This is a genomic window from Campylobacter concisus, assembly GCF_003048375.1.
GTDB classification, from domain to species: Bacteria; Campylobacterota; Campylobacteria; order Campylobacterales; family Campylobacteraceae; genus Campylobacter_A; species Campylobacter_A concisus_T.
On the sequence record NZ_CP021642.1, the window covers coordinates 924,792 to 951,099 of the forward strand.

Genomic DNA, 26,308 nt, shown 5'->3' on the forward strand with positions numbered 1-26,308 from the left:
AAAATGTACGTTGCACCTAGTATTTTGTCGGCTGATTTTGGAAATTTAGCAGCTGAGATAAGAGCCATTTGCGAGGCTGGGTGCGATCTGGTGCATGTTGATGTTATGGATGGGCATTTTGTGCCAAATTTAACCATTGGACCAGTCGTGGTAAGTGCCGTTGCAAAGGCTGCTACAAAGCCACTTGATATACATTTGATGGTTGAAAATAACTCATTTTTTGCTGACCTTTTCTTGCCGCTAAAGCCAAAATTTTTAACCTTTCACATAGAAGAAGAGAAGCATCCAATGAGGCTCATCGATCACATCAGAAAAAATGGCGTTAGCCCTGGCATCGTGCTAAATCCGCACACGCCAGTTAGTGCGATTGAGCATATCATCGATGAAGTCGATATGGTGCTTTTAATGAGCGTAAATCCCGGCTTTGGTGGTCAGAAATTTATGCCAGTCGTGCTTGAGAAAACAAGGGCACTAAGAGAGCTAATAGAGCGCAAAAATGCCAAGTGCCTCATCGAAGTAGATGGTGGAGTAAACGGACTAAATGCGCCTGATCTTGAAGAGGCCGGGGCTGATGTCTTGGTGGCTGGCAGCTATATCTTTTCATCAAATTCATACGAACAAGCCATTCGCGCCATAAAGCTTGAGTTTTGAAACCAAAAAAACAGCGTTTAGAAAATAGCATTGAAATTTTAGCTAGGCAAAATTTAGGCTATCACGAGTTTATCTTGAAATTTAGTGATATCGAGGAAATTTCATCGCTCATTGACGTGCGCGACCTTGATATGTGGCGAACTCTCGGGCTTGACATCACTAGAAATGAAAGCAACGAGATCGAGCTTGGCACGAGATTTAGAGATATTAGCGAGCAGGAATTTTGCATAGTTGATATCGAAACGACTGGTGGCACGACAAATGGCCAGATCATAGAAATAGGCGCTATAAAAATGAAAAATGGCACCGAAATAGGGCGCTTTGAAAGCTTTGTAGCAGCTCCTATGGTACCTGAAAATATCACAGAGCTAACTGGCATAAGAGCGAGCGATCTAGTTGGTGCGCCAAATTTGCTAAACGTGCTGGAGCGGTTTAAAATTTTTCTTGGAACTAGCGTCTTTATCGCACACAACGTAAATTTTGACTACGGATTTATCTCGCATAGCCTAAATGAGATCGGCCTTGGCATACTGCTAAACAGAAAACTCTGCACCATCGATCTTAGCCGCCGCACCATCGCCTCGCAAAAATACGGCCTTGGCTCGCTAAAAGAACTCCTTGGCATCAACAATACCCACCACAGAGCCCTAAATGACGCAATAGCAGCGGCTGAAATCTTTAAAGTCTGCCTCAAGCGCCTACCTTTTAGCATCCAAACGACAGAGGATCTCATAAGCTTTAGCAAAAATGCCCCAAGCGTAAAGCTAAAACCAGAGCCAGTTTTAAAAGCTTTGGAGTAGGGCAGGTTTAAATTTAAGCCACTTGGCTGGGAATTTAGAAATTTGATTTAGTTGAGGGCTTTTAAACGAGACTTTATGTCCTTGTGTAGTTTGCAATCATCGTGCTTTCAAAAACGCCGCAGTCTATCGCCTTGCAAGCGCTGATCTTTACAAAATCCCTAAAACAACGTTGCTATTATGATAAATTTCTCATGTTTGCCAGTTTTTGTATGCGCATAGCCAAGCCGTCATTACCGATAACGCAGTTTGTTAGGCTGTTTTTCTTTTGTAGCAAATTTAGAGCTTGTGTCAATGTGAAAATTTACTTTGGCAAAGACTTTGCAGTAAATTTGGAGTTAAATTTAGCCCTGAGGTTTTAAGTGATGATGAGCTTTTGGCTAAATTTTAAAGCGTTGTGCCAAATGTTAAGAAAATCCATATATGCTGCTTTGGCGTGTGACAAACAATATAGATGCCTTGCGTGATATCTACATAGATGGTGAAAATTTCTGCGTGGATGCGACGAGCAAGGACGAGCTAGAGGGCTATACTCGTGGCTGGCCTATGCAAACTGACTGCGAGCGCGAAGTGGTGGCTGAGCTTGTGAAGCGTGGCGTAGTGAAAGATGAGCCTGAGCTATTTCATAAATTTGAGATATTTGGGTAGGTTTTGATCGCTGTAATGTTATAAATTTAAAAATTAGGCAAGCATATAGCTTGCCTAAACTACGAAAGTTTTTTGATCGCTTCAACTATGAGGTTGCACTTTTTAACGACTGAGTTTATCTCTAGATATTCGTTTTTCGTGTGCATGTTGCCACCAGTTGGACCAAGGCCGTCTATCGTAGGACATCCTGCCGATGCGCTGATATTGCCATCACTTAGTCCGCCAGCATTGACCCAAGTGACCTTTGTGCCAGTGGCCTTCGCAGCCTCGTCAAAGACTTTTTTGATATTTGGCAAATTTACCTCGTCTATCATCGGCCCTTCTTCGTTTATAAGGATGCGCTCACAGCTCACTTCTGACACTATCGGATGAGATAAAATTTCATCCATCTTCTTATGCAAAAACTCTACCGAGCTAGCGTGGCGATATCTCATCTCAAATGTCACACTGGCAAAGTCTGGCACGACGTTTTGGGCGTCGCCACCTTTTGTCATTATACTATTAAATGTATGACCAGCCTTAAAATCAGTGAGTTTTGAAAGCTCAACGATGAAATTTGCAGCCTCCACGACAGCCGAACGGCCGCGCTCTGGGTGGTTGCCAGCGTGCGCGCTAACGCCACGGAAATTTAGCACATAAGAGATCACGCCCTTTCTAGTAGCCACCATCGAGCCATCTTCTCTTGCAGGCTCGACGACTAGGGCGTAGCGAGACTTCTTGGCTAGCTCTCTTATGGCGTCTTTGGCGAAATTTGAGCCAGTCTCTTCATGTGAGTTTAAAAAGAGGCCGATCTTTAGTTTGCTAAGATCAAGCTCTTTGATGACGTAAAGCGAGAGCAGGCTGCCGCCTTTATCGTCGATCGCGCCAAGTGCGTTGATGCGCTCATCTATCTTGCTAAATGGCACATCAGCCTTTGTGCCCACAGGAAAAACGGTGTCCATGTGTCCGATGAATAAAAAGTCGTAGCTTTTTGTCTCAAGGTCGTTTGAGATGAAAAGGCAAGGAGCGACCTTGTCAGTGCCAAGCTCTATGCTCCTGCTTTTTAAGCCTAAAATTTCAGCTCTTTTTTTAAACCAAGCTGCAACTTCATTTACGCCATCTATGCTTGAAGTAGGGCTTTCGATGTCGGTTAGCTCCTTTAAATCGGCTAAATATTCATTTATTTCACTATCTTTCATCTTTTATCCTTATACGAGCAAGCTCATCACAAACATCGCTAAATAGGCATTTAGGATGCAAATTCCAAAAAGCACGAGATAGTGTCTACCTGGTACTTCAAGCACGCCTAAAACTCGTCCCATGTACTGCACAGTCGAGCCAACTAGCGCCATTCCAGGAAGCAAGACAGCGATATCGTTTGCATTTAGCGTACCATCTCCCACAAGCGCTACTAGCACGCCTGCTGAGCCGCCCCAGCTCAAAAATGCAGCCATGAAAACGGCTATGGACTCACCTGGAAGACCAAGTGGAAGCATGATAAATCCTAGAAATTTGCCTATCACGCTAAGCGCGCCAGATACTTTTAGGATGTGGATGATGACAAATGCCATAAGCACGTTTGGGATGGTGTTTTTTACGGCGATGTCCCAGCCTTTTCTAGCGCCCTCTACAAATACGTCGGTTATTAGTTTATTTTCAGTCATCTCTTACTCCTCATCATCTTTGACAAATTTTTTGACATAAAGTCTCATCAAATTTGCGCCCAAAATTTTAAAGACAAAGACTATGCCAAGCACCATGGCTATAGTAGCAGGGGCTGTGTTACCAGCTTTGTCGGTAACTAGTAAAACAGGTGCAAATGAAGATAAGAAATTTGTGATCATCGCACCAGCACTAAACTGAAACGCTGCAAAGATGAGAAGCTCTTTGTGCGATATGAGGCCATCTTGACGCAAAAATTTAGCCGTTGAGCTGCCTGCGTCGGTACTTTGTGTGCTTGCTATCAAAGAGATAGAGCAACATCCTGGTATGCCAATAAGTGGCTTTAAAACAGGTGTTAGCAGTCTTGAAGCTGCGTAAAGTGCATGGTATTTCTCAAAAATAGCAACAAAGCCAAGTGCGAGCATAACAGCAGGGGCAAGACTAAGGGCAAATAAAAAGCCACCTTTTGCGCTAGTGCCACTTCCTGTTTTAAACCATTCTGGAAATTGACCAGCAAGTTTGCTAAAGTCAAAGATACCACCATAGGTGTTTTGTAAAAAACCTCCAAAGAAAACGATCGCAATTGCAAGTGTGATCGTACCGATGACGAGTTTTTTAGTATCACTACTCTCTTTCATAAAGCCTCCTTTGATTTGGAATTTGTTTAAATATTATAACGCCTATGCTTATGTAATATTTAAAATATAAAATTTGATAATTAATTATAAAATTTTATGAGTAATTTATATATAAAAATTATTATGCGATAAAAGTTAGCATTTTAGAGGCTTACAATGTAAATTTAAAGTATATGAAAATTTAGAAATTTGGATTTAAGATTTAGTATTTATGGTAAAAATGGCTTTTAAACTTAAATTTAAAAGCCATTTATCTTTTAGCTCTCTTTTAAAAGCTTGCTTGCAAGCATGTCAGCTTTTGCTTTGTCGGTGTCTTTTTTGACGGATTTATAAATTTTAGAGATGTAGTTTTCTAAAACTTCGTGGCAAGAGATCACTTTTTCGCCCTCGCGTCTAGCTACTTTTGTGTATTCGCCGTTATTTTGTAGCTCAAATGCTAGGTCATTATCACTTAGCTGAAGCTCTAAAATTTCAAGCAGTCTCTCTTGCAGTCTTGGCTCAAAGATAGGCGTCATGAGCTCCAAGCGGCGCTCTAAATTTCGTGGCATCCAGTCAGCGCTTGAGATGTAAATTTTTGGATTGGCGTGTTTGAAATATAAAATTCTAGCATGCTCCAAGTATTTACCGATGATCGAGCGAACCCTGATGTTTTCGCTTTTGCCTTTTACGCCAGGCCTTAGTCCGCACACACCACGGACGATTAAGTCGATCTTCACGCCTGCATTCGAGGCGCGACTAAGCTCATTTATCACGTCTTCGTCTATTAGCGCATTCATCTTAGCGATGATCCTGCCCTCGCTGCCTTTGCTGGCCTCCACTCTTATCTTTTCGATGATGCGCTCTTTTATCTGAAAGGGCGACATGCTAAGGGCGTTTAGACGGCGGTTTTTGTTATATCCTGATAGGATGTGAAAAAACGAGGTCGTGTCTTGGCTAAATTCCTCTTTGCTAGTAAATAGGCTAACGTCGGTGTAAATTTTTGCTGAGCTGCCGTTGTAGTTGCCAGTGCCAAAGTGCATGTAAAATTTGAGTTTATCGCCGATCTGGCGGATCACTTGGCTAACTTTTGCATGGACTTTAAAGCCTGTGATGCCATATATCACGTGTGCGCCAGCATCTTCAAGTGCCTTTGCCCAGTGGAGGTTATTTTCTTCATCAAACCTTGCTTTTAGCTCGACCATCACGGTTACTTGTTTGCCGTCGCTTGCAGCGTCTATTAGGCTTTGAATGATCGGCGAGTTTTTATCGACTCTGTAAAGCGTCATGCGTATAGAGATCACCTTTGGATCTTTGCTCGCTTCTCTTATAAAGCTAACGACTGGATCAAAGCTCTCAAATGGATGAACTAGCAGCACATCCTCTTTGTCTATGGCGTCAAAGATCGAGACGCCGTTGCCAAATGGAGGCAGGGTTTTTGGGGCGTAGGGAGGGTTTGCTAGGTGGCTAAAATTTTTGCTCCCAGCTATCTCCCAAAGAGAGCTAAGTGTGAGCGGGATGCTTGAAAAGTAGATATCTTTGTGAAAAATTTTCATATGAAAATTTAAAAACTCTAAGATATCAGCGTCAGCGTCTTTGTCTATCTGCATACGCACAAAAGCCCCTTTTCTACGAAGCTTTAGCCCTTGCTCAAGTATCATCATAAAGTCATCCGCTTCTTCTTCTTCGATGACGATATCAGCGTTTCTTGTCACTCTAAAAGCAGCTGAGCTAATGAGCTTATATCCTGGGAAAATTTCTTCTGCATGGCGGTGCACGATCGTCTCAATCGGCACGAAGACGTTGCTACTTGGCTGGGTAAATCTTGGCAATACTCTTGAAATTCTTATCATGCCGTATTTTAAAATTTCAGGATGCTCGATGTCAGCAAGCTTAACGGCAAGTGAGAAGCTAAGATTATTTAGGTGCGGAAATGGATGGGTTGCATCAACAGCGATAGGCACGATAACTGGCAGGATGTTTGAGAAAAAGTATTCGTCGCATTTTTGCTTTAAGCTATCATCAAGCTCGTCGTAGTTTTTGATAAAAAGACCCTCTTTACTAAGCGCATCCACGGTGCTTTTGTAGTGAGCTTCGACTAAATTTTGTTCATCTTGCAGATACTTTCTGATCTCACGTAGCTGATCAAGCGGGCTCATGCCATCGCTGCTACTTGTCGTCACGCCAGCTGCAAAAAGCTGCTTTAGACCAGCTACTCTTATCATATAAAATTCATCAAGATTTGTCATATAAATGGCTATAAATTTTAGCTTTTCAAGTAAAGGTATATCCTTTTCACACTGAGCGAGCACCCTTGAGTTGAAGCGTAGCCAGCTTAATTCGCGGTTGATAAAAAGAGTTTCGTTTTCGCTCATCATTTTCTCCTTATAATTTTTGATTATTTTACGATATGTGCGGTTATAAAGTTCTTATTTTGTTAAAAATTTAGTTACAATAGTGCAAATTTTAAACGTAAAGGTTTCTTATGTCGGATTATATTATTTTAGTTGGCATTTTTGTTGTGGCGGTTGTTGTCTTTGCGCTTATCAAAAAGGTCTCTTTTTAACCTTTAAATTTCTCCCACCACAAGTAGGCAAAGATGAGCCCAAAGCCCTTGACCTTGCTCTCGTCAAAGGCAAATTTCATCATATCTTCTCGTTTTATAAAAACTAGCTCGATATCCTCGCCATCGACACCGCCGCCTGCATTTACCTTCATGCTCTCATCGATCTTTGCGTAAAACATCGTTTGCATGTTGCCACCAAAGCCAAAAGCGCCATACGTCATCGTTATGCGCTCCATCTCTTTTAGCTCGTATCCGACCTCTTCGACTGCCTCTTCTCTAGCGGTCTGCTCTTCGCTTAGCCCCTTATCCATAAGCCCTGCGCAAAGCTCATAAGTAAAGCCTTGCTCGCTTGTTTTGATGCCTTCTTTTTCTTGCGAGTACCAAACGGCTGGGCGAAACTGCTTGACAAACAAAAATGCATCTTTTTGCTCGTGATATAAAAATATACTAACGCTATTCATCACCTTGACGCAGTCCCAGTCCCTTTGCAGGCCATTTTGTTTAAATTTCATCTTAAATGGTTTTAGGTATTTTGACTCACCAAGAGGTAAAATTTCTAAATTTGTTATAGTAGTATCCATTTTGCAAGTCCTAAAAAGCTAAAAAATCCTATCGCATCGGTAAATGTAGTAAGAATGACCGCTGAGCCAACGGCAGGATCGATGTTAAAGCGCCTTAGCGTCAAAGGTATGATCGTGCCAAAAAAGCCAGCAAAGAATAAATTTGTAACCATACTAAGGCCAATAACCACGCCAAGCATACCTTTGTCAAACCAAACAGCGGCGATGACGCCCATGATAGCGCCAAAGATGAGGCCATTTACAAGTGAGATCGTCACCTCACGCTTTAAAACGCTCTTTGCATCTTTAAATTCTATCTCGCCAAGTGCCAAACGACGAACCGTAACGGCAAGTGCTTGCGTGCCAGTGTTGCCACCCATTGAAGCAACTATTGGCATAAGCACGGCAAGTGCGACGTAAGCTGCGATCGTCTCGTCAAAAAGTCCGATGATAGATGAGCTAAAAAGTGCTGTTAGTAAATTTATGCCAAGCCAAACCGCACGGCCACGACCCGCTTTAAATAGCGTATCGTCCTCTTCTGACTCGTCATCAACGCCAGCTAGGTTATAAATTTGCTCTGTAGCGCTCTCTTGGATGTAGTCGTGGATATCATCATACGTGATACGACCTAGCAAAATTCCAGTGCTACTTGTAACTGCGATAACGTTTAGATCGTACTCTTGAAACATATCAGCGACATCTTGCATGAGATCCATATCGTTTGCCATGTGAGGCTTGTAGTGGTCGATCTGGGTTGATTCGATATTTTGTTTTAGCGTCTTTGTAAAGTCAAATAGGATGAGATCTTCAAGCGGGATGGCGTATTGCAAGACACTATTTTTATCTATGATGAAAAGCTGTGAGACGTTTTCTAGTTTGCCTTCTTGCTTCTCTTGTCTTAGTCTTGCAACTGCGCTGCCAAGCTTCTCTTCAAGATGAGCTGAAAATAGCTCTGTTTGCATGTGCGCACCAGCTCTATCCTCATCGTAGCTTCTAAGTCTTAAAATTTCGTTTTGATTTTCTTTATCTAGCTCGTTAAAAAGCTCTCTAGCTTTGTCTTCATCGATATCTTCGATGTATTGGAGTAGGTCGGTAGCATCGTCACTCTCTAGCTCTTCGAGCGCTTCTACGATCTTTTCAGCTGGGAGCGTATCGATCACGTCTTTTAGCATGTGATCAGGTAACTCTATCGCCACATCACCCAAAATTTCAGGATCTAGCTTTTCAAGGTACTTGGCAAAAAGCTCCTCGTCATGCTTTTTAAGTGTTTTAAGATGCTGGGCTAGCTCGTAAGGAGAGAGCTCGCCGTCTTCTAAATTTTCATCTAAGTGCTGATCTATCAGCTCTTTTGCTTCTTCTAGTTCTTGGCTCAAGTTTTACCTTTAAAAATCTATTACGTTAGGGAAAAATTCCACCTTGTGATACTCTTTGTCATTGCTTAGAGCTTGTCTTATCAGCTCATCATTTCTATTTATGACTGCTTTAAATTTAGCCGACTCTTTTTTGTCCTCTATATTTTTTACGACCTTGATGGCGCTTTCTGGATTGATCGGCTTGCCGCCTAGATAGAGGCCAAAGTGCAAATGTGGGCCAGTGCTCATGCCGCTTGTGCCAACGTATGCTATTAGCGTGCCTTGTTTTACTTTAAGACCGCTTCTTATGCCCTTTGCAAAGCCGTTTAGGTGCGCGTAAAGTGTCTCGTAGCCGCCAGCGTGAGAGATGATGACGGTTCTGCCATAACCGCTCTTTTGACCGACAAATTTGACAGTGCCATCGCCTGCAGCCTTGATCGGTGTGCCTTTTGGAGCACCGTAATCAACTCCAAGGTGCGCTCTATATCTTTGAAGGATCGGATGCCATCTTTTTAGGGTGAAATTTGATGTGATCCTAGCGTTTGCAAGAGGGCGAACGAGCAAAAATTTGTCATTTTTCTTGCCGTTTTTATCATAAAATTTATCTTCAAATTTATACATCACGTAGCGTTTGTTTTTAGTCTCTATCATCGCTGCGTAAATTTCAGGTGTGCCAAAAGAGCGTCCCATGCGTAGTTTTTGGTTATAGACAATAGCGATCGTATCGCCTTTGTTTATCTTTTTAAAATCGATCCCGCTGCCGCTAAAAACCTCTTTAAAACCAAGTGCTAGCGTGCCAGAGCCGGTGTAGTCAAAGATATCTTCAGAGACTGATTTATCGACTTTTAGGGCTAAAACTTTATCTTCGCTTTGGTATAAGATCGGGATAAACTCAAGCTGAAATTTACCCTTGTCATCTCTATAAATATGTATCTGAAGCTCGTCACTAACGGGGATGAGAGCTTGTTTAACCTCGCCGTTATCGTCTTTGTAAATTTGATATTTTGTGCCAGCGATGATCTCTTCTGTTAGCTCTTGATCTTCGCTTGCTAGGTTGTAGTAAAGTGAAAGTGGAATTTTATTTGTTTCAAGGAAATTTAAAAAGCTGCTGCCATTTGGCCAACTAAGCTCATCGATAGTTGGTTTTATGGCATATAAATTTATACATAATATTGCAAAAATCACAAATATACGAGGCATCGATATCCTTTTAAAAAGCTGGGAGGGATTTTAACTAAAACTTGCTTTAATTTTGCAAAAGATAAAGCATTTTAGGCTATAATCGCTCTAAAAATTTAAACTTAGGAGATATTTTTGAAACGTATAATCGTGATTTTATCGCTGTTTTTTGGCTTTGCTTTTGGGGCTGATTTTTCTTTAAATGAGTATAGAACTCCTCTTATTAGCGTCGAGAGTGACGGCACAGCAACGATAGTTGATAGTCCTGAAATTTTGATCGGATCAAGCGGCGTCGTGCTTCATAAATTTGACACTGATAGCTCTATCATCGCAAGAGTGAGCGTTGTCTCTAAAAATGCCGGCTTTGCGAAGGTTAGATTTGAGGTGTTTGATCTGCTCGAACAAAAGGCTCTTCCGCTCCCTGGCATCGCACCTGCAAGTGGCGATATAGTCGTGCTAAACTACCTTTATAACCGCTCGCTAATCGTCGTGCCAAATAAAGAAATTTATGAAGAGGTTTTGGGCGCATTTCCTAATATGATATTTATCCACCCAGACCTTGTCGGAGCATACTTAAGCTACGAATACAAGCCAAATCCAAGCAGAGATGACTTTAGAAAGATGTGCGCTCAAAGTGCAGCTGGTCTTATCTTTGTCGCGATGGATGGCAGAAGCGTTTTTGCTGATTGCCAAAGCTTTAAGGTGCTAAAAGAGTTTAAAACTGGCGAGGTTGAGTACTATCAACTGCCATTTTACACAAGAGTTAGCGACATAGACACTGTATTTTGGAAGCTAAATAGCGAGCACATCAACAACTACGACGCTCACTACGAAAAACTTTTTGAAGAAGACAACTGATAAATGAGCCGTTTGTCCTTAAGCAAGAGCGATTTAAAGAGTGGTTTAAATTTGCTAGCTGCTCTTAAGGACAAAGAGCTCTTTCACTACGCAGCAAGCCTTAGCTTTCACACGATCTTATCGATCATACCGATACTTCTTATATCGTTTTCTATCTTTACAAAACTGCCTAGCTTTGAGGATTATTACGCCAAAATTCAAGACTTTGTCTTCTCAGCTCTTTTGCCAAGCAACCAAGAGATCATCTCAAACTACTTGCAAAATTTCCTCCAAAATAGCGGAAATTTAGGCATAGTTGGCTTTGTGGCGATGATATTTACTTCAGCTATGTTTTTTAGCGATTATGAATACGTAGTCTTAAAAGTGACAAGAGCTAGCAAGGCTAGGGGCTTTTGGTCGGCACTTAGCTCATACTGGACGCTCATCACGCTTGCACCGCTCGGACTTGCTGGCAGCTTTTACCTATCAAGCCTTGTGCAAGAGATGCTAAACTCGACTAAATTTACAAGCTGGATAAATTTCTTAAGCATCGTGCCATATCTCATCATCTGGGTGATATTTTGCGTCACATATCTCATCTCAGTAAATGACGAGATAAAATTTAAAAGCGCGTTTTTTAGCTCATTTGCCGCCTCGCTCGTTTGGTATCTTGGCAAGTCAGCCTTTGTCTATTATGTCCTTTACAACAAGACCTATCTAAGCGTCTATGGCTCGTTTTCAGCCGTGCTTTTCTTCTTTGTGTGGATATACATCTCGTGGATCATCTTTTTATATGGGCTTAAATTTTGCGCCTATCTCTCAAATAGCTCTAAATTTAAAGGATAAATTTATTGCTAGCTGGCAATTTTAAATTTACCAGCTAGCAGTATATGCAATATTTTACGTAAAATTTTATGTATCTAGCGTTTAAACTCGCAAATTTCTATCTTGATATCAAGCTCTTTGCTAAATTTGCTAACAGCCTTTTCAAGCTCGTCTTTATCAAAGCAGATAAGATCAACATAAGAGTGCTTAGTGCCAGTCGCTGCGCCCATACTCTCGCAAAAAGTGCTCCCTTCAAGCTCATCTTCTATCTTATTTTTACTATCAACCCCAAACTGCACGTCGCCACCGTGATCAAGGGCTAAAAAGCAGAAATTTATGCCAAGCTCGTAGGCTTCATTATAGATATCGCTTTTGCCGTCATAGTATTCATTTAGTAGCGAGGTTAGGCTCGTATATCCCATAAATACATCATCTCTTAGTGCGTCTGAGCGGGGTTCAAGCTCATAAAAGCTAAACTGCTTTAGCGGTTCGCTCGAGGCCTCTTTGCCAAATTTATCATCTATAAGATCGGCAAAGTCGGTAAGCGCGACGCCTTTTTCTCTTGGCTCATCTACGATCTCAAAGTCGCCAAGTGTGTTTATCATCGCTGTCTCGCCAACAACATTGTCGCAAAGTATGAAAGCTAGTGTGTAGGCCTTGTTTTCATCTTCGCTTTTTAGCTTGCTTAAAGTCTCGTTGTATAGGCACATATCCACGCTTTTTTCTTCAAAATTTGCATAGACCATGACCTCATTTGCATCAACACTCACGCCATACATCTGTATAGTGGCTACGTCGCGTGGTGCACGTGGTTTGCCAAGCGTGCAAGTAAGCTTTGTCTCATACTCTTTTGGCATGCGTGATTTGATAAATTTAAGCCAAAAAAGCCTATATTTCATCCCTTCTGGTGTTAGCACTAGATCGATCTTATTATCAACAAGGCCTATCATAAAAGTTGGATCTACTAAACATAAATTTAGCGCCTCCTCAGTCATTTTACTCGCTGTTTCGTAATTTTTATCCTCTAAATTACGCTTGATGGTGTCTAAATTTTTACCAAGCTCGCACCAAAATTTATCAACCCTGCTAGCAAAGCTAGAACTCTTTTTAGAAAACCACATCTTTATCCTTTTTGTTAAAATTTTCAACATTTCTTTGCGTATAAATTTTCATCGATGGAAATTCTAACGCACTTAGTTTGTCATAACCAACTTCATTAAAAACGCAGCCTGTGTCGATATCTGCGCTATTTTTATAAAATTTTACCTCTTTTACTGGCGTGTGCCCATAGACGTTAAATATGCCCTCTACTTGCATCTCGTCGCCTCTGCCTGAGAGTAGGTGCCTTTTAAACTCTTCGCTAGCATATTTATCGTTTCTTAGCTCCCACATATTGCCAACGGCTGAGTGAGAGACGACTAGATGCTCGCCATTTTGGGTTTTATAATCTTTAAATTCCAGATAAACTGGCCTGCTTTCTAAAAAATCCACATGCCTTTGCTTAAACTCCACGCTTTGCCCAAGATATGATCTATATGTCTCTTCTCCGCCGTTTCCAAAGAACCAGCTCCTGTCAAATGGCACTTTGTTGTTTAGAAATTCAAATTTATTGCTAAGTAGCCTTCGCTCGTGATTTCCCATTACCATTTTATAGTCATTTTGCATGATAAGCTCGACCACGTCGCAGCTAAAAAGCCCACGATCTATCACGTCTCCGACAAAGCAAATTTGAGATTTTTCTTTGTTTGGAAACTGCTTTATAAGCTCTAAAAGCGTGTTAAAACAGCCATGAACGTCGCCGATAATGTAAATTTGCTCGCTCAAATTTTCTCCTTTGCGCCAAATTTTAGTCTATTAAACTTAAAAATAGAGATTGTTATTTGCTGATAAATTTAGAAAGAAAAGTTATTTATGAAATTTAAAGCAGAAGGGGGGGCAAAACCCCCTAAAATCATTGTGCGTAAAAGCCGCTAACCTTGCCGGTGAGGTCTATCATGATGTTTTTCATCTGAGTGTAGTGCTCAAGGATGATCTTGTGCGTCTCACGGCCGATACCTGAGTTTTTATATCCGCCAAATGGGCTGCCTGCTGGGATTTGGTTGTAAGTGTTGATCCAGACCCTGCCAGTCTCCATAGACCTTGCAACGCGAAGTGCTTTTGTGATGTCTTGCGTGAAAATTCCGCCACCAAGGCCATATTCGCTGTCATTTACCATTTTGATAAGCTCGGCTTCATCTTTAAATTTGATGACAACGCCAACTGGTCCAAAAATTTCTTCTTGAGCCACTCTCATATCATTTGTCACATCAACTAGCAGCGTTGGCTCGACAAATGCACCCTTGTCGCAACCATTTGCAGTGTAGGCTTTGCCGCCGACTGCCACTTTTGCACCTTCTTTTTTACCGATCTCGACGTAGTTTAAAATTTGCTCAGCTTGTTTTTTATTGATCTGAGAGCCCATTTGAGTCTTAGGATCAAGTGGATCGCCAACTTTTATGGTGCTAAATTTCTTAACCGCAGCCTCTATAAATTTATCATAAAAGCTCTCTTCTACGAAAATTCTCGATCCCGCGCAGCAAACTTGACCTTGGTTAAATAAAATTCCAAGCTGAAGGCCGTCAAGTGCCTTGTCTAAATTTGCGTCGCTAAAGAAGATATTTGCGCTCTTGCCACCAAGCTCAAGTGTGGCTGGGATGATACGGCGAGCCGCAGCTATGGCGATATCGCGGCCGATCTCGGTTGAGCCAGTAAATGCTAGCTTGTCAAGGCCTGGGTGGTTTTTGATCCACTCGCCGCTCTTGCTACCTCTGCCAGTTACTATGTTTATCAAACCTTTTGGCAAAATTTTATCTATCAGTCTAAATAGCTCAAGCACGCTTAGGCTTGTCTCGCTTGAAGGCTTAAACACGCTAGCATCGCCCGCTGCGATAACTGGAGCTAGCTTCCAAGCTGCCATTAAAAATGGAAAATTCCAAGGCACGATCTGACCCACTACGCCTATTGGCTCGCGCAAAACGATAGAGAGTTGCTTCTCATCAAGCACGTTTGCGCTGCCTTCTTCGCCCATGATAACGCCAGCAAAGTACCTAAAATGCTCGGCTGCAAAAGGGATATCGACATTTAGCGTCTCACGGATTGGCTTGCCGTTGTCCATGCTCTCGACTTTTGCAAGGTGCTCTTTGTGTTCGTCTATGATATCAGCGATCTTGTTTAGTAGCTTTGCACGCTCGCTAATTGTGGTGTGTTTAAATTTCTTAAAAGCCTCACGTGCAGCACGAACTGCGTCATTTACATCTTCTTCGGTAGCGTCAGCGATCTTTGCAAGGTGCTCGCCGTTTGCTGGATTTTTGGCATCAAGTGTAGCGCCGTCTTTTGCGTCACGCCACTCACCATTTATGAAAAGCCCGTATTTTTCAAGTAGTTTCATACTTTTCTCCTTGATTAAGATTTTGTAAAAGGATTATAATATTAATAAAATTTATCAAAAATAAATTTTTGGTATAAATTCTCTTTTTTAATAAATTTTATTATTTAGAGTAGGGTAGTTTTAAATTTAACTCTGCCAGGAGAGCGAAAATGTAGTCTCGCCATCAAGCTCACTTTGGCATTTTACGGCGATGCCGTTTTTCTTGCAGCACTCTTTTACTAAATTTAGTCCTATGCCAAAGCCGCCTTGATCGTCGTTAAATCTCGTGTAACGATCAAAAATTTTTATCTGGTCCTCTTTACTGATGCCACGCCCAGTGTTGCTTATGCTAAAGAAATTTGGCGCTAAAATGATGCTAACCTTTGAATTTGGCGCTGCATATTTTGAGGCGTTGCTTAAGAGGTTGTCTAAAATTTTACTCACATCTTCAAGGTCTGCGTTTATAAAACTAGGCTTTAGGCTAGCATCTATCTTAAGTCCGCGTTTGGCAAAAAATGGTGAAAAATAGTTTAACCTTTGCGTAGTTAGCAAATTTAGATCTATGAGCTCTTTTTTGCTTGGCTTATCAAGGTTAAAACTTAGATGAACGAGCGCGTCATAGATGCTGCCTAGGCTCTTTGCAGCAAGGCTGATGTTGTTAAAACGCTTTAAATTTCGCTCATTTAGGTTTTCAAGATCGGCCGTTTCTATGCTCATAGAAATGACGCTTAGAGGTGTATTTATCTCGTGTGTTGAGTCTTTTATGAAGTGATTTAGCGTATCTATCTTTTCATAAAGTGGCTTTAGGCTTAGCTTTGCTAGATAAAAGGCGATGAAAAGCAGTATAAAAAGGAAAAATATAGCATCCACAATGCATGAAATTACAAGGGATAATATCTCTTTTTTGATGTCCTTGCCCACTAAAAATATCTCGGCGCTAGAAAGCTCGTCTGTTATGTCGTTATCCATGCTTTGGATGTTTTCAAATATCGTAACCTTGCCGTTTATCAAATTTATATTTTTTTCTTTATCTATCTTATCGCAGGCAAAGTCTTGATAAATTTTCGCTCCATTTTTTGAAATGATGCAGGCCTTCACCCCTTTTTCTTTTGTTAGACTTGAGATTGAGTAAAGTCCATTCATTCTAGCTTTCATGTAAATGCCCATCTTTATCTCTTTTAGCATTTTGACCTCGTTTAAGATGAGTGCTTCTTTTTTATTTTGGTATTCGTGTATAAAAAAATAGCCCAGAAAGAGCACGGAACTAACGAGATAGAGGGATAAAATTTTAAATAAAATTTGCGTCTTTTCAGACATAGATGTAGCCATCTCCACGCCTATTTAAAATAGCATCTTTGCCTAAAATTTGACGTAAATTTTTGATATAGACACGAAGGCTAAGCTCGCTTGGCTCCTCGTCAAATTTCCAAATTTTATTAAAAATTTCATCTTTGGTTAAAATTTTGCCCTTGTTTTGCAAAAATAGGGCGAGCAGGTCGCTCTCTTTGCTCGAGATATTTACATTTTCGCCGTTTTTACTTAGAGTTTTGCTCTGTGGGTGAAAGCAAAGATCATCTAAAATTTTGATATCTTCGCCGTTTTGGTGTGAGAAATTTCTTTTTATGAGAGCTTGCATGCGGATAAGTAGCTCTTTTAGCTCAAATGGCTTTTTTAGATAGTCATCGCAGCCGCTTTTGTAGCCTTTTTCAAGGTCGTCTATGGTGTTTAGCGAGGTGGTAAATATGCTAGGTGTTGTGACGCCAAGCTCACGTAGCGATGAAAGTAGGGAGAAGCCGTCGCCTTGCGGGAGTTTGACGTCTAGTATAAGTAGGTCAAAATTTCGCTCGTATGCAAGATCTAGTGCGTCTTTGGCATTGTTTGTAGTGGTGACATCGTAACCATTTTCGCCCAGATACTCGCTTATTAGATCAAGTAATGTTTCATCATCTTCAACAAGCAAAATTCTGACCATCAAGTGCCTTTACATGCCTTTTTTCATTTCGTCTTTCATGCCCATGTCGTCTTTTTTCATACCCATGTCATCTTTTTTCATTTCGTCTTTCATGCCCATGTCGTCTTTTTTCATACCCATGTCGTCTTTTTTCATTTCGTCTTTCATGCCCATGTCTTCTTTTTTAGCTTCGTGTTTTTTGACAGGATGTTTTTTAGACATATCATCTTTCATCATCTGCTCTTTCTTCATCATCTCATCTTTGCCCATCTTGTCCTTTTGCATCATTTCAGTAGCATTTGCAAGACCGCCAAACATAAACATAGCACCAAGTGCAACTAAGATTAACTTTTTCATAAAGTCTCCTTTAAATTAAATTATGTTGCAATTGTAGTCACTTAGTGTGAAATAAGTGTGAATTTACGCAAATACAAAATAGATAACTGGAAGCGTGATAAATGAAAAAAGCACGCCAATAGCAACTGATGAGATGGCTAGTGAGCTATCAAGTCCAGCTTTTATGACCATCGCGCTTGCAAGGGCTGATGTCGGCATCGCACATTGAAAGAGACCAACGACCCAAGTTTTGCTCATCTGGATGCCTGAGACTTTTAATATGATGAAAAATACGATAGCTGGCAATATCATCTTACACAAAAGCACGACGCTAACGCCTTTATATGAGCTTGTGATGCTATTAAAGTTAAGGCCAACACCGATCGCAAAAAGTGCCACTGGGGTGACGCTACCTTCAAACATCCTAAGTGGCGCAAAGATAAAATCTGGAAGCGGGACTTCTTTTAAGACAAGACCCATAATGAGCGCGATAAATGGTGGAAATTTTAAAATTTTCATCGTATTTTGAAAGAGCGAGACCTTCTCAGGTGCGGCAAAAGATAGGATGAGTGGTCCAAGGATCGAAAGTGGGATACCAGTGGCTATTTGATCATAAAAGATGACCTCATTTACCATCGCATCGCCAAAGAAGCCCTGAATGACAGGCATACCGACAAATAGTGTGTTACCAAAAAGGCTTAGCATGACCATACTGACAGTTGTTATTTTGGTAAATTTAAAAACCCTGCCTATGACAAATGCCAAAGCGGCGCTAATGGCGGTTGAAGCAAAGCCAATAAGGATCGTGTTTATAAGTGAGGCATCGACATTTACGTGGTAAATTTTGTCAAAGATTAGCGCAGGCATTGCAAAACAAAGGACAAAATCCACAAAAGGGATCGAGTGCTTTTGCTCAACAATGCCGACTTTTTTAGCAAAAAAACCAGTTGCGATTATAAAAAATATTGCAAAAAGTGGTGTGAAATTCATAGCAGTCTCTTTTAAGTTTGGAATTTACAAAGAATTGATTATATGCCCCAAAAGATTAAATTACAATAAACTTTTTTGGATTTTACTCTTAAATTTAAACCCTAGTATCAACCTTTTTGTAAAATTTATCCCTCTCATCTATCTTTTCTTTATTTTTTAGATCGTTTTCAAGATAGCTGATATTATAAATTTCTCTTGCAGATATGCTTTTGCCGCTATTTAGGCTGATTAAAAATTTACTCTCAAATTTATTTGATAGGTTGATGATAGCGATCGCTCCAGCATCTTTTAGGCTTGTGATCTTGCCATTTTGCATGACGCCGATATCATTGAAATTTAGCCCATTTAGCTGCGCATTGTCCATCTTTTTTGCCTCTAAATTTACGCTAGTTTTTAGCTCGCTTGGCGTATTTAGTTTGCCAGTGTCATTGTAAAGCTCATTTACGTCTAGCTCTCTGCCACTATCAAATTTTAATCTTATCGTGCCATCTTGATTTAGCTTCATAGCTATGACGCTATCGCTATCTCGCAGTGCAGTGGCAGCTGTGGCTTCATTTGTAGTAAAAGCCTTTTTTACCTTTTTTAAATTTGAGATGCTAAAATCAAGCCCAGTTACTTGCTTAAATTCATTTTCCATTGCGATCATTTTGGTGGATTTTGTATCTTTGAGCTTTGATATGTAAGCGTCCGCATTTTCGTCAAATTTCTTTAAATTAGCGCTAAGATTTTCTATCGTCTTATTGTGTGCATCAAGCTCAGCGTTGTAGTCATTATAAAATTTCATAAAACTATCTTTTTGAAATTTTGTGTATGAGAAATTTTCATCTTTTTTGTGCTCTTTGCTTGGCTCGATGATCGGGTTAAACTCGCTTAGTCTTGCAGTATCATCAAAGCCTATTTTTGTGTAAGCGAAATTTTTAAAAGAGCTATCCTTGCCAAAGATATTATTGTGTCTTAGATCGACCCAGCCGTCATTTTGAGCATATTTCTTAAAGAAATTATTTATATCATTTTTTCCTATCTTTTCATATCTATTTTCGGCAGCAAACAAGGTATTTGGATCTGAGGCGTAGTATGAGTGTCTGTGATCGATCTCTTTTGTATCTACGTAAAGATCGGGACTATTTGTGATTATTGCTTTATGGTTTAGCTCTTCTCTTGCTATTTGATTGTGATTTATGACATTTGTGCTGATAAACTGCCTAAGATCAACTCTAGTCGTGACGTCACTTAAATTTGCTATTTTTTCATTTCCGTCTTTGTCGTATCCTCTTACTTTTAGCTTGTCAAAGAGTATATCTTTTTGATCTAGCGTGCCGTCATTATTGCTATCAAAGCTAAAAAGTGCGCTGTTGTTTTCTAGCTTTCCAACGCCTAGCCCATCGTTATCGCCATAAATGTCTAAAAAGACTTCCACTTCGCCATAATTTGTCTTTAGAGTGTTTGAGTGGGCGTAGTCGTTTAAGTTTTTAAATTTTGTATTTTCTAAGTAGCCACTTTTTAAGACAGGTAGCATGGCAGCGTCATCTGTGGCATTTATGTTTTTAAAGTAGGCGTTTTTGTTAAAGCCATTAGAAAATTCGTCTGAGTAAATTTTATTGTTGCTATTTATTAAATTTTGCGAGTAATCTTTTAAAATTTCTTCTGCTTTTTGTGTTGCTAGATATTTGTTGTATTCTTTGATATCAGCCTCAGTTATGTAGATGGTATCTGTTTTACTTGCTTCATAAAGCTCGTTAAACTGGCTTAAATTTACTTTTGAGCTATTTTGATCGCCATGATTTAAAAATCTTTTGGAGAGATTTTGCAAATCATTTAAATTTATAAAATCATACTTTTGCGGTGCAACATTCATCTAAAATCCTTTTAAAGATGTTGCACCCAATATCGGCTAAATTTATAAAATGTTTAAGCTTATAATGGTGCCCGAGGTCGGACTCGAACCGACACAAGGTTGCCCTTATCAGATTTTGAGTCTGACGCGTCTACCAGTTTCACCACTCGGGCTAAGTTAAGATTGAATTTTTAGATTTGTGAGAAGAAAGAAAAAGGGGAGACTTGCTCCCCGAAAAAGAAAATTATTTCTTTTTACCTTTTTTAGCAGCACCAGCAGCAACTGCTTCTTTAAGTTTTTTGCCAACTTTGAATTTGACTGCTTTGCTAGCAGGAACGTCGATTACTTTCTTAGTTCCAGGAACTCTAGCTTTCCTTGCAGCTCTGTCAGCAGTACCGAAAGTACCAAAGCCTATAAAGCTAATTGTATCGCCTTTTTCAAGAACCGCTTGGATTGTCTCCAAAGTAGCATCAACAACTTTTAGAGTATCTTTTTTTGAAAGACCAGCCTTGTCGGCAACCGCTTGAATAAATTCAGCTTTTTTCATGAACCATCCTTTTAAGAAGTTATGCGGCAATTCTACACTCTTTTAAAAAAAAATACAATACTTTTTCCCTAAATTTAGCTCTTTTTTTGCATTTTTTTAGTAAAAAAGACCAAATTTTGAACTCTCACTCACAAATTTCAAACGTAAGCTCGTTTTTTAGCCCTATCTTTTTCATATCTACAAGCTTTAAATTTTCAAAATTTAAAGCCATTAGCTCATCTTTGTTTGTCACTTTAGCATTTGCGATCTGGCGCAAAACCTCACCTCTATAAGCTTTTGCATGGTGGCTTAGTATCTTTTTGTTTTTCAAGAAACAAAATGTCGTAAATTCTTTTTTTATCACATAAAATTTCTCATAAAATTTAGCCCTAAGATCTAAAATTTCATCATTTTCTAAAAAGCTATCGACCGCCTTGCTAAAATTTTGCTCATAAAATTTTGAAATATCAAAGCCAGCTAGCTTTTCGCCTTGCTTTAGTTTGTACTCAGCTATTTCATCTTTTGCTAAAATTGGCCCAAATAAATTTGAAAATATTAAAACATTATTATCTATATATTTTTGAGCATCATCGCTTAGCCCACGGTAGTTTAAGTGCTTGTAGGCAACGCCGTCATATCTTAAGATAGCTTTTATGCTGCCTTTTTGAAAAAGGCTTTCTCGCAGCTGCTTGCTCTCTTCAAGCTCTTTTAGTCCAAAAAGTTTTTTTATCTCGTCTAAATTTGCACTTTTTAAAAACTCATCATATTTATTTAAAATTTCAGCCCTTTTGTTAAAAAGCTCGTGAAATATCAAATTTTTGCCATCAAATTTATCACTTGTGTTTAGAGAAATTTTGCTTTCGCTTGGTGAGAAGAGGATTTTTAACGCCATTTTCTTTCCTATTTTATATATGTAAATTTTGGCAGATTATACAATAAAACTTTTTCGCACTAAAAAAAATCAAATTTTCACCGATATATTACAAAGCGGAATTATTCTTGCTTAGAGTGAATAAAAATTTAGGGAAAAATTATGAGAATTACAAATCAACTACGTTTTAGTCAGACTTTGCACGACTATCAAAAAAATATGGTTGGCGTAAATAAAAGCTACCAGCAGCTCTCAAACGGACTTAAAATCCAAGATCCATACGACGGTGCTGCGGTTTATAACGATGCAATGAGGCTTGATTATGAAGCGACCACTCTCACTCAAGTGGCAGATGCTACCGGTAAGTCAGTAAATTTTGCAAAAAACACGGACAATGCGCTGAAAGAATTTGAAAAACAGCTTGAAAATTTTAAAACAAAAGTCGTTCAAGCAGCCAGTGACGTGCATAGCACAACATCTCTTGAAGCTTTGGCAAACGACCTTCAGGGCATCAAAAACCACCTTGTAAATATCGCAAATACCTCTATAAATGGGCAGTTTTTATTCTCAGGTAGTGCTGTGGATACTAAGCCGATCGATGGCTCAGGCAAATATCAAGGCAACCGCGACTATATGAAAACTTCAGCCGGTGCACAGGTTGAGCTACCTTACAATATCCCAGGATTTGATCTATTTTTAGGAAAAGATGGCGACTACAACAAAATTTTAACAACAAACGTGATGCTAGCTGATCAAACTAGAACTGACATCTCTTATGCGCCAAAATATCTTGATGAAAATAGCAAGATAAAAAATATGATCGGCCTAAACTACGCAAGTGACTCAGTTGTGGGCAGTGATGGCTCTTATAAAGGCACGATCGAGCCTGATTTTGACTTTTTGGATACTTCAAATGTAAATTTCCCTGACACATACTTTTTCATGCAAGGCAAAAAGCCAGACGGCACGACATTTACAAGTAAATTTAAGATGAGCGCTGATACGTCAATGGCTGGTTTGATGGAGAAGATCGGTATGGAATTTGGCAACACAAAGACGACAAAAGTTGTCGATGTGAGCATAAATAACGACGGACAATTTAATATAAAAGACCTTACTAAAGGCAATCAAACGATAGACTTTCACATGGTTGCAGCTACTTCTGTCGCGGCAAATCGTGGTGCGATAGCTCCAAACAATACCCTTGATACGATAAATTCGCTACAAAGCCTTGAAAATATGGCAAATGCTGTACCAAAAACGGTTCATATAACTGAATTTACAAAGAGCAAATACCTTGATAAAGATGGAAATTTAACAAACGCATTTGACTATGACAAGGTTAGATTTGAGCGAAAAGACAATGAACTAATAGCAAATTTACCACAAGTTGCTAGAAGAACAGGCGAGTTTGCAACTGATCAGACCAAGCTAAGTGAGGTTTCTGGCACAAAAGAGAGCTACAATAGAAATTTATACCCAAAAGATGTCGATGCTAGAAAGAGAGAGCTTTACAATATAGATAATCAAGAGATAGGTCTTCAAGTAAAATCAATCACTGGCACAACGTATGACATCAAAGTAAAAATGGGCGAAGCAGGTGGCGTAAATACACCAGTGCAGTTTCAAATAACATCAACAACAGCTGCTGGCGTGGTATCTCCAACTAGAAATTTGACCGTCTATAACTCAGATGAATTTGGCAGTTACAGAACCTATGCAAGCGACTTTACATATCGTCAGCTAATGGATATCGTAGCGATGGCTGCAAGCGATAACATCCCTGATCCTCAAAACGTAGAAAATGCAAATTTTGATACAGATATCGAAAAGGTAAGAAGAGATCAAAACTACAATGCCTATAAAGACGCTTTGTCAAAGACTAAAGGCGCAGTAGAGGTAAATTTAGACGATCGTGGCAGGATGGTTTTAACTGACAAGACGAAATCTGTCACAAATATAGAACTAACCATGTATGATGCGAAAAATGGAGATATATTTGACGGAGATAGCACTGGTATGAACACAGCTGGCGCTGCAAGCCATCCTCAAGGCAAGGGCTCAGTATTTAGCTTTAACGAAAACAATGCTTTAACTATCGATGAGCCAAGCACAAGCGTCTTTCAAGACCTTGATGATATGATATTTGCCGTTAGAAATGGCTACTATAGAGCAGATGCTAACAACCACGACCCGCGAAATACAGGCATGCAAGGCGCTTTAAAAAGGCTAGATCACTTGATAGATCACGCAAATAAAGAGCTTACAAAGATAGGCTCTCAAACAAAGCTTCTAACTGCGACAAATCAGCGTGCAGAGGTCATGAAAGTAAATGTGCTAACCGTTAAAAATGACGTCATAGACGCAGACTATGCAGAGTCATACCTTAAATTTACACAGCTTTCACTCTCATATCAAGCGACACTTCAAGCAAGCGCTAAGATAAATCAACTAAGCTTGCTAAACTACCTAAACTAAAATGATAAATCAGCAGGCCTAGCTTGCTGATTTTTTAAAAATTAAACTCAAGCGTGCTATAATAAGCCTTTTTAACAAAAGGATCTAAAATTTTAAGACATATATTATTTACTATTTTTGTTTGTTTTTTTATATATTTTGGTATCGCTACGGCTGCTCCAACTGCTGATTTTGTAGGCTCACTTGGACAAAGCCTTGGCGTTTTTAATATTAAATATTTTGGACTTATCGCCTATGTTTATCCATTTTTACTTATCGTTCTAGGCTATTTTGTATATAAAAATTTTAAGAAATTTGACTTTGATTTTGCCCAGTTTGTAGTTGGGATTTTTCTATTTTTTATCGCATTTTTGATGTTTCAAGCGCTAAGTACTTCTGGGACAAATAGCGGCGTGATAGGTGGCTTTATAGTCTCAGCGCTAAAAGAAGTCATCGGCGCTATCGGCACTGCGGTTGCTATACTTATGATATTTATCATCTCGCTTGGACTTGCTTTTAGAGAAAATTTTATTATCGTTTTAAGAAAGGCTTTCGTAGATAAAGAGCCAAATAGCTATGAAGAAAAAAGCAGAAGTGTAAAAGAGGTAAGGGCAAGGCAGATACCAAAGATAGAGCGCAAAAAGCCAAAAGCCGACGAGATAAAAGAAGAAGAGCTTATAGACGCTCAGGTGCTAAATGATGATGAGCCAAATTTAGATAGTGAACCAGAACCAGAGATGGAGCCGGTACAAGAGAGCAGACCTGCAACCATAGGCGGGGTTGAAATTTTAAATGAAGTGGCTGAAAACAAAAAACTTCTTGATCAGATAGAACGCGGCAAGGTCGAAAAGCCAAAAGACTTTGTCTTGCCACCACTTAAATTTCTAAACGACCCTCCAAAGCGCTCGCACAATATCAATGAGGCCGAGATCGACCAACAAATTTCAAATTTACTAGATAAACTGCGTAAATTTAAGATAGATGGCGACGTGGTGCGAACTTATACTGGCCCTATCGTCACGACATTTGAGTTTCGCCCAGCCCCGCACATCAAGGTAAGTAAAATCCTCACTTTGCAAGATGACCTAGCGATGGCGCTAAAGGCTCAAACTATCCGTATCCAAGCGCCGATCCCTGGTAAAGACGTCGTTGGTATCGAGGTGCCAAATCAAAATTTAGAGACGATCTATCTAAAAGAAATTTTAGAGAGCGAGATATTTAAAAACGCTAGCAGCCCGCTAACTATGGCTCTTGGCAAGGATATCGTGGGTGCTCCTTTTGTGACTGACCTCAAAAAGCTCCCACATTTGCTAATCGCTGGCACAACTGGATCTGGCAAGAGTGTGGGTATAAACGCGATGCTTTTAAGCTTGCTTTATAGAAATAGCCCGCAAACTTTGCGCTTAATGATGATCGATCCAAAGATGCTTGAATTTAGCATATATAACGATATCCCGCACCTTTTGACTCCGGTTATCACAGAGGCTAAAAAGGCGATCACAGCGCTTGCAAACATGGTCGCTGAGATGGAGAGAAGATACAAAATAATGAGCCAAACTCGCACAAAAAATATAGAGAGCTACAACGAAAAGATGAAGAGTGAGGGCGGCGAGCAGTTTCCATACATCGTCGTGATCATCGATGAGCTAGCCGATCTTATGATGACTAGCGGCAAGGACGTGGAGCTTTATATAGGCCGTCTAGCGCAGATGGCAAGGGCTAGTGGCATACACTTGATAGTTGCCACTCAGCGCCCAAGTGTCGATGTCGTGACTGGCCTTATAAAGGCAAATTTACCAAGCAGGATAAGCTACAGAGTAGGTCAGAGGATCGATAGTAAGGTCATCCTTGATCAAATGGGAGCTGAGAGCTTGCTAGGGCGAGGAGATATGCTATTTACGCCTCCTGGAAGCCCTGGTGTGATCAGGCTTCATGCGCCATTTGCTAGCGAAAAAGAGATAGAAACAATCGTAAATTTCTTAAAAGAGCAACAAGATGTGATCTACGATGAGAAATTTCTAGCAGAAGAGGGCTCTAGCGCAGGCTCAGCTGCTGGTGCGCTAGGTGAAGACGAGCTTGATGAGCTATACGAAGAGGCAAAAGAGATCATCTTAAGCGAGCAAAAAACATCGATCAGCTACCTACAAAGACGCTTAAAAATTGGCTACAACAAAGCTGCAAATATAATCGAACAGATGGAAAAAATGGGCGTTTTAAGCCCTGTCAATGCAAAAGGGCAAAGGGAAATTTTGGTTTAAATTTATATA

At 40.0% G+C, this 26,308-nt stretch carries 23 protein-coding genes, 1 tRNA gene and 1 pseudogene; 7 read left to right on the top strand and 18 right to left on the bottom strand.

Annotation, left to right across the window (positions count from 1 at the left end; translation table 11 throughout):
* The first annotated feature begins 3 nt into the window (after positions 1-3).
* From rpe to CCS77_RS04635, 3 genes and pseudogenes are all read left to right on the top strand, one after another.
* Complete coding sequence (rpe, locus tag CCS77_RS04615) at positions 4-651, top strand: ribulose-phosphate 3-epimerase (protein WP_009293926.1); 648 nt, start codon at positions 4-6, stop codon at positions 649-651.
* Entirely contained in the window at positions 648-1,451 is an 804-nt protein-coding gene (locus CCS77_RS04620) for a 3'-5' exonuclease (protein ID WP_107916712.1), read from the top strand. The genes rpe and CCS77_RS04620 overlap by 4 nt, the downstream gene beginning before the upstream one ends.
* 408 nt (positions 1,452-1,859) lie before the next feature.
* Positions 1,860-2,096: pseudogene (locus CCS77_RS04635) on the top strand (menaquinone biosynthesis decarboxylase); the annotation flags it as partial.
* A gap of 59 nt (positions 2,097-2,155) precedes the next feature.
* Here the strand turns inward: CCS77_RS04635 and CCS77_RS04640 are convergent.
* The 7 genes from CCS77_RS04640 to CCS77_RS04670 all read right to left on the bottom strand — a co-directional run bounded on the left by CCS77_RS04640 (position 2,156) and on the right by CCS77_RS04670 (position 10,029).
* Positions 2,156-3,274: a M20/M25/M40 family metallo-hydrolase gene (locus tag CCS77_RS04640; RefSeq protein ID WP_021089181.1), complete on the bottom strand. Its 1,119-nt coding sequence runs from the start codon at positions 3,272-3,274 to the stop codon at positions 2,156-2,158.
* A 9-nt stretch (positions 3,275-3,283) separates the two neighbouring features.
* Positions 3,284-3,739 carry a YjiG family protein gene (locus CCS77_RS04645; protein ID WP_002942766.1) on the bottom strand — a complete coding sequence of 152 codons (456 nt, stop codon included), beginning with the start codon at positions 3,737-3,739 and terminating at the stop codon, positions 3,284-3,286.
* Positions 3,740-3,742: 3 nt separating this feature from the next.
* Positions 3,743-4,375: a nucleoside recognition domain-containing protein gene (locus tag CCS77_RS04650; protein ID WP_021085148.1), complete on the bottom strand. Its 633-nt coding sequence runs from the start codon at positions 4,373-4,375 to the stop codon at positions 3,743-3,745.
* A 257-nt stretch (positions 4,376-4,632) separates the two neighbouring features.
* The gene (locus tag CCS77_RS04655) at positions 4,633-6,750 is read right to left on the bottom strand and encodes an RNA degradosome polyphosphate kinase (RefSeq protein ID WP_256372124.1); all 2,118 of its coding nucleotides are present in this window, start codon (positions 6,748-6,750) and stop codon (positions 4,633-4,635) included.
* Between the two features lie 163 nt (positions 6,751-6,913).
* The gene (locus CCS77_RS04660) at positions 6,914-7,498 is read right to left on the bottom strand and encodes an NUDIX domain-containing protein (RefSeq protein WP_103569500.1); all 585 of its coding nucleotides are present in this window, start codon (positions 7,496-7,498) and stop codon (positions 6,914-6,916) included.
* Entirely contained in the window at positions 7,483-8,850 is a 1,368-nt protein-coding gene (mgtE, locus tag CCS77_RS04665; RefSeq protein ID WP_103581714.1) for a magnesium transporter, read from the bottom strand. The genes CCS77_RS04660 and mgtE overlap by 16 nt, the downstream gene beginning before the upstream one ends.
* Positions 8,851-8,859: 9 nt before the next feature.
* A complete protein-coding gene (locus tag CCS77_RS04670) occupies positions 8,860-10,029 on the bottom strand; it encodes a peptidoglycan DD-metalloendopeptidase family protein (protein ID WP_107916713.1) in 1,170 nt (389 codons plus the stop codon).
* A 114-nt stretch (positions 10,030-10,143) separates the two neighbouring features.
* On the opposite strand from CCS77_RS04670, the gene CCS77_RS04675 reads away from it, so the two are divergent.
* The gene (locus CCS77_RS04675; protein WP_002942758.1) at positions 10,144-10,866 is read left to right on the top strand and encodes a plasminogen-binding N-terminal domain-containing protein; all 723 of its coding nucleotides are present in this window, start codon (positions 10,144-10,146) and stop codon (positions 10,864-10,866) included.
* Between the two features lie 3 nt (positions 10,867-10,869).
* Complete coding sequence (locus tag CCS77_RS04680; protein ID WP_002942744.1) at positions 10,870-11,691, top strand: YihY family inner membrane protein; 822 nt, start codon at positions 10,870-10,872, stop codon at positions 11,689-11,691.
* Positions 11,692-11,765: 74 nt separating this feature from the next.
* On the opposite strand, the gene CCS77_RS04685 is transcribed toward CCS77_RS04680, so the two are convergent.
* The 11 genes from CCS77_RS04685 to CCS77_RS04735 form a co-directional block, all read right to left on the bottom strand.
* Positions 11,766-12,791 carry a hypothetical protein gene (locus CCS77_RS04685; RefSeq protein WP_107916714.1) on the bottom strand — a complete coding sequence of 342 codons (1,026 nt, stop codon included), beginning with the start codon at positions 12,789-12,791 and terminating at the stop codon, positions 11,766-11,768.
* On the bottom strand, positions 12,778-13,494 hold the full coding sequence (locus CCS77_RS04690; protein WP_107916715.1) for a metallophosphoesterase: 717 nt from the start codon (positions 13,492-13,494) through the stop codon (positions 12,778-12,780). The genes CCS77_RS04685 and CCS77_RS04690 overlap by 14 nt, the downstream gene beginning before the upstream one ends.
* A 127-nt stretch (positions 13,495-13,621) precedes the next feature.
* Positions 13,622-15,097 carry an aldehyde dehydrogenase family protein gene (locus CCS77_RS04695; protein ID WP_021089160.1) on the bottom strand — a complete coding sequence of 492 codons (1,476 nt, stop codon included), beginning with the start codon at positions 15,095-15,097 and terminating at the stop codon, positions 13,622-13,624.
* 126 nt (positions 15,098-15,223) lie between these two features.
* A complete protein-coding gene (locus CCS77_RS04700) occupies positions 15,224-16,393 on the bottom strand; it encodes a sensor histidine kinase (protein ID WP_107916716.1) in 1,170 nt (389 codons plus the stop codon).
* Positions 16,386-17,048 carry a response regulator transcription factor gene (locus CCS77_RS04705; RefSeq protein ID WP_021089189.1) on the bottom strand — a complete coding sequence of 221 codons (663 nt, stop codon included), beginning with the start codon at positions 17,046-17,048 and terminating at the stop codon, positions 16,386-16,388. Before CCS77_RS04705 ends, CCS77_RS04700 begins: the two co-directional genes overlap by 8 nt.
* Before the next feature lie 9 nt (positions 17,049-17,057).
* On the bottom strand, positions 17,058-17,384 hold the full coding sequence (locus tag CCS77_RS04710) for a hypothetical protein (protein ID WP_021085558.1): 327 nt from the start codon (positions 17,382-17,384) through the stop codon (positions 17,058-17,060).
* 63 nt (positions 17,385-17,447) lie between these two features.
* Positions 17,448-18,353, bottom strand: coding sequence for an AEC family transporter (locus CCS77_RS04715; RefSeq protein ID WP_107916717.1), 906 nt, complete (start codon positions 18,351-18,353; stop codon positions 17,448-17,450).
* A gap of 94 nt (positions 18,354-18,447) precedes the next feature.
* The gene (locus CCS77_RS04720) at positions 18,448-20,208 is read right to left on the bottom strand and encodes a response regulator (protein ID WP_107916718.1); all 1,761 of its coding nucleotides are present in this window, start codon (positions 20,206-20,208) and stop codon (positions 18,448-18,450) included.
* A gap of 65 nt (positions 20,209-20,273) precedes the next feature.
* Positions 20,274-20,360 (bottom strand) — tRNA-Leu (locus CCS77_RS04725).
* Positions 20,361-20,431: 71 nt separating this feature from the next.
* Positions 20,432-20,734 (bottom strand): HU family DNA-binding protein, encoded by a 303-nt coding sequence (locus CCS77_RS04730; protein ID WP_012001719.1) that lies wholly within the window; start codon positions 20,732-20,734, stop codon positions 20,432-20,434.
* Between the two features lie 124 nt (positions 20,735-20,858).
* Positions 20,859-21,605 (bottom strand): YaaA family protein, encoded by a 747-nt coding sequence (locus CCS77_RS04735; protein WP_107916719.1) that lies wholly within the window; start codon positions 21,603-21,605, stop codon positions 20,859-20,861.
* A 141-nt stretch (positions 21,606-21,746) separates the two neighbouring features.
* Here CCS77_RS04735 and CCS77_RS04740 point away from each other — a divergent pair, with 141 nt between their 5' ends.
* Both CCS77_RS04740 and CCS77_RS04745 read left to right on the top strand, forming a co-directional pair.
* Positions 21,747-24,062, top strand: a complete 2,316-nt coding sequence (locus CCS77_RS04740) for a flagellin (protein ID WP_107916720.1) — start codon at positions 21,747-21,749, stop codon at positions 24,060-24,062.
* A 131-nt stretch (positions 24,063-24,193) separates the two neighbouring features.
* Complete coding sequence (locus CCS77_RS04745) at positions 24,194-26,299, top strand: FtsK/SpoIIIE family DNA translocase (protein ID WP_103594302.1); 2,106 nt, start codon at positions 24,194-24,196, stop codon at positions 26,297-26,299.
* Positions 26,300-26,308: the final 9 nt, after the last annotated feature.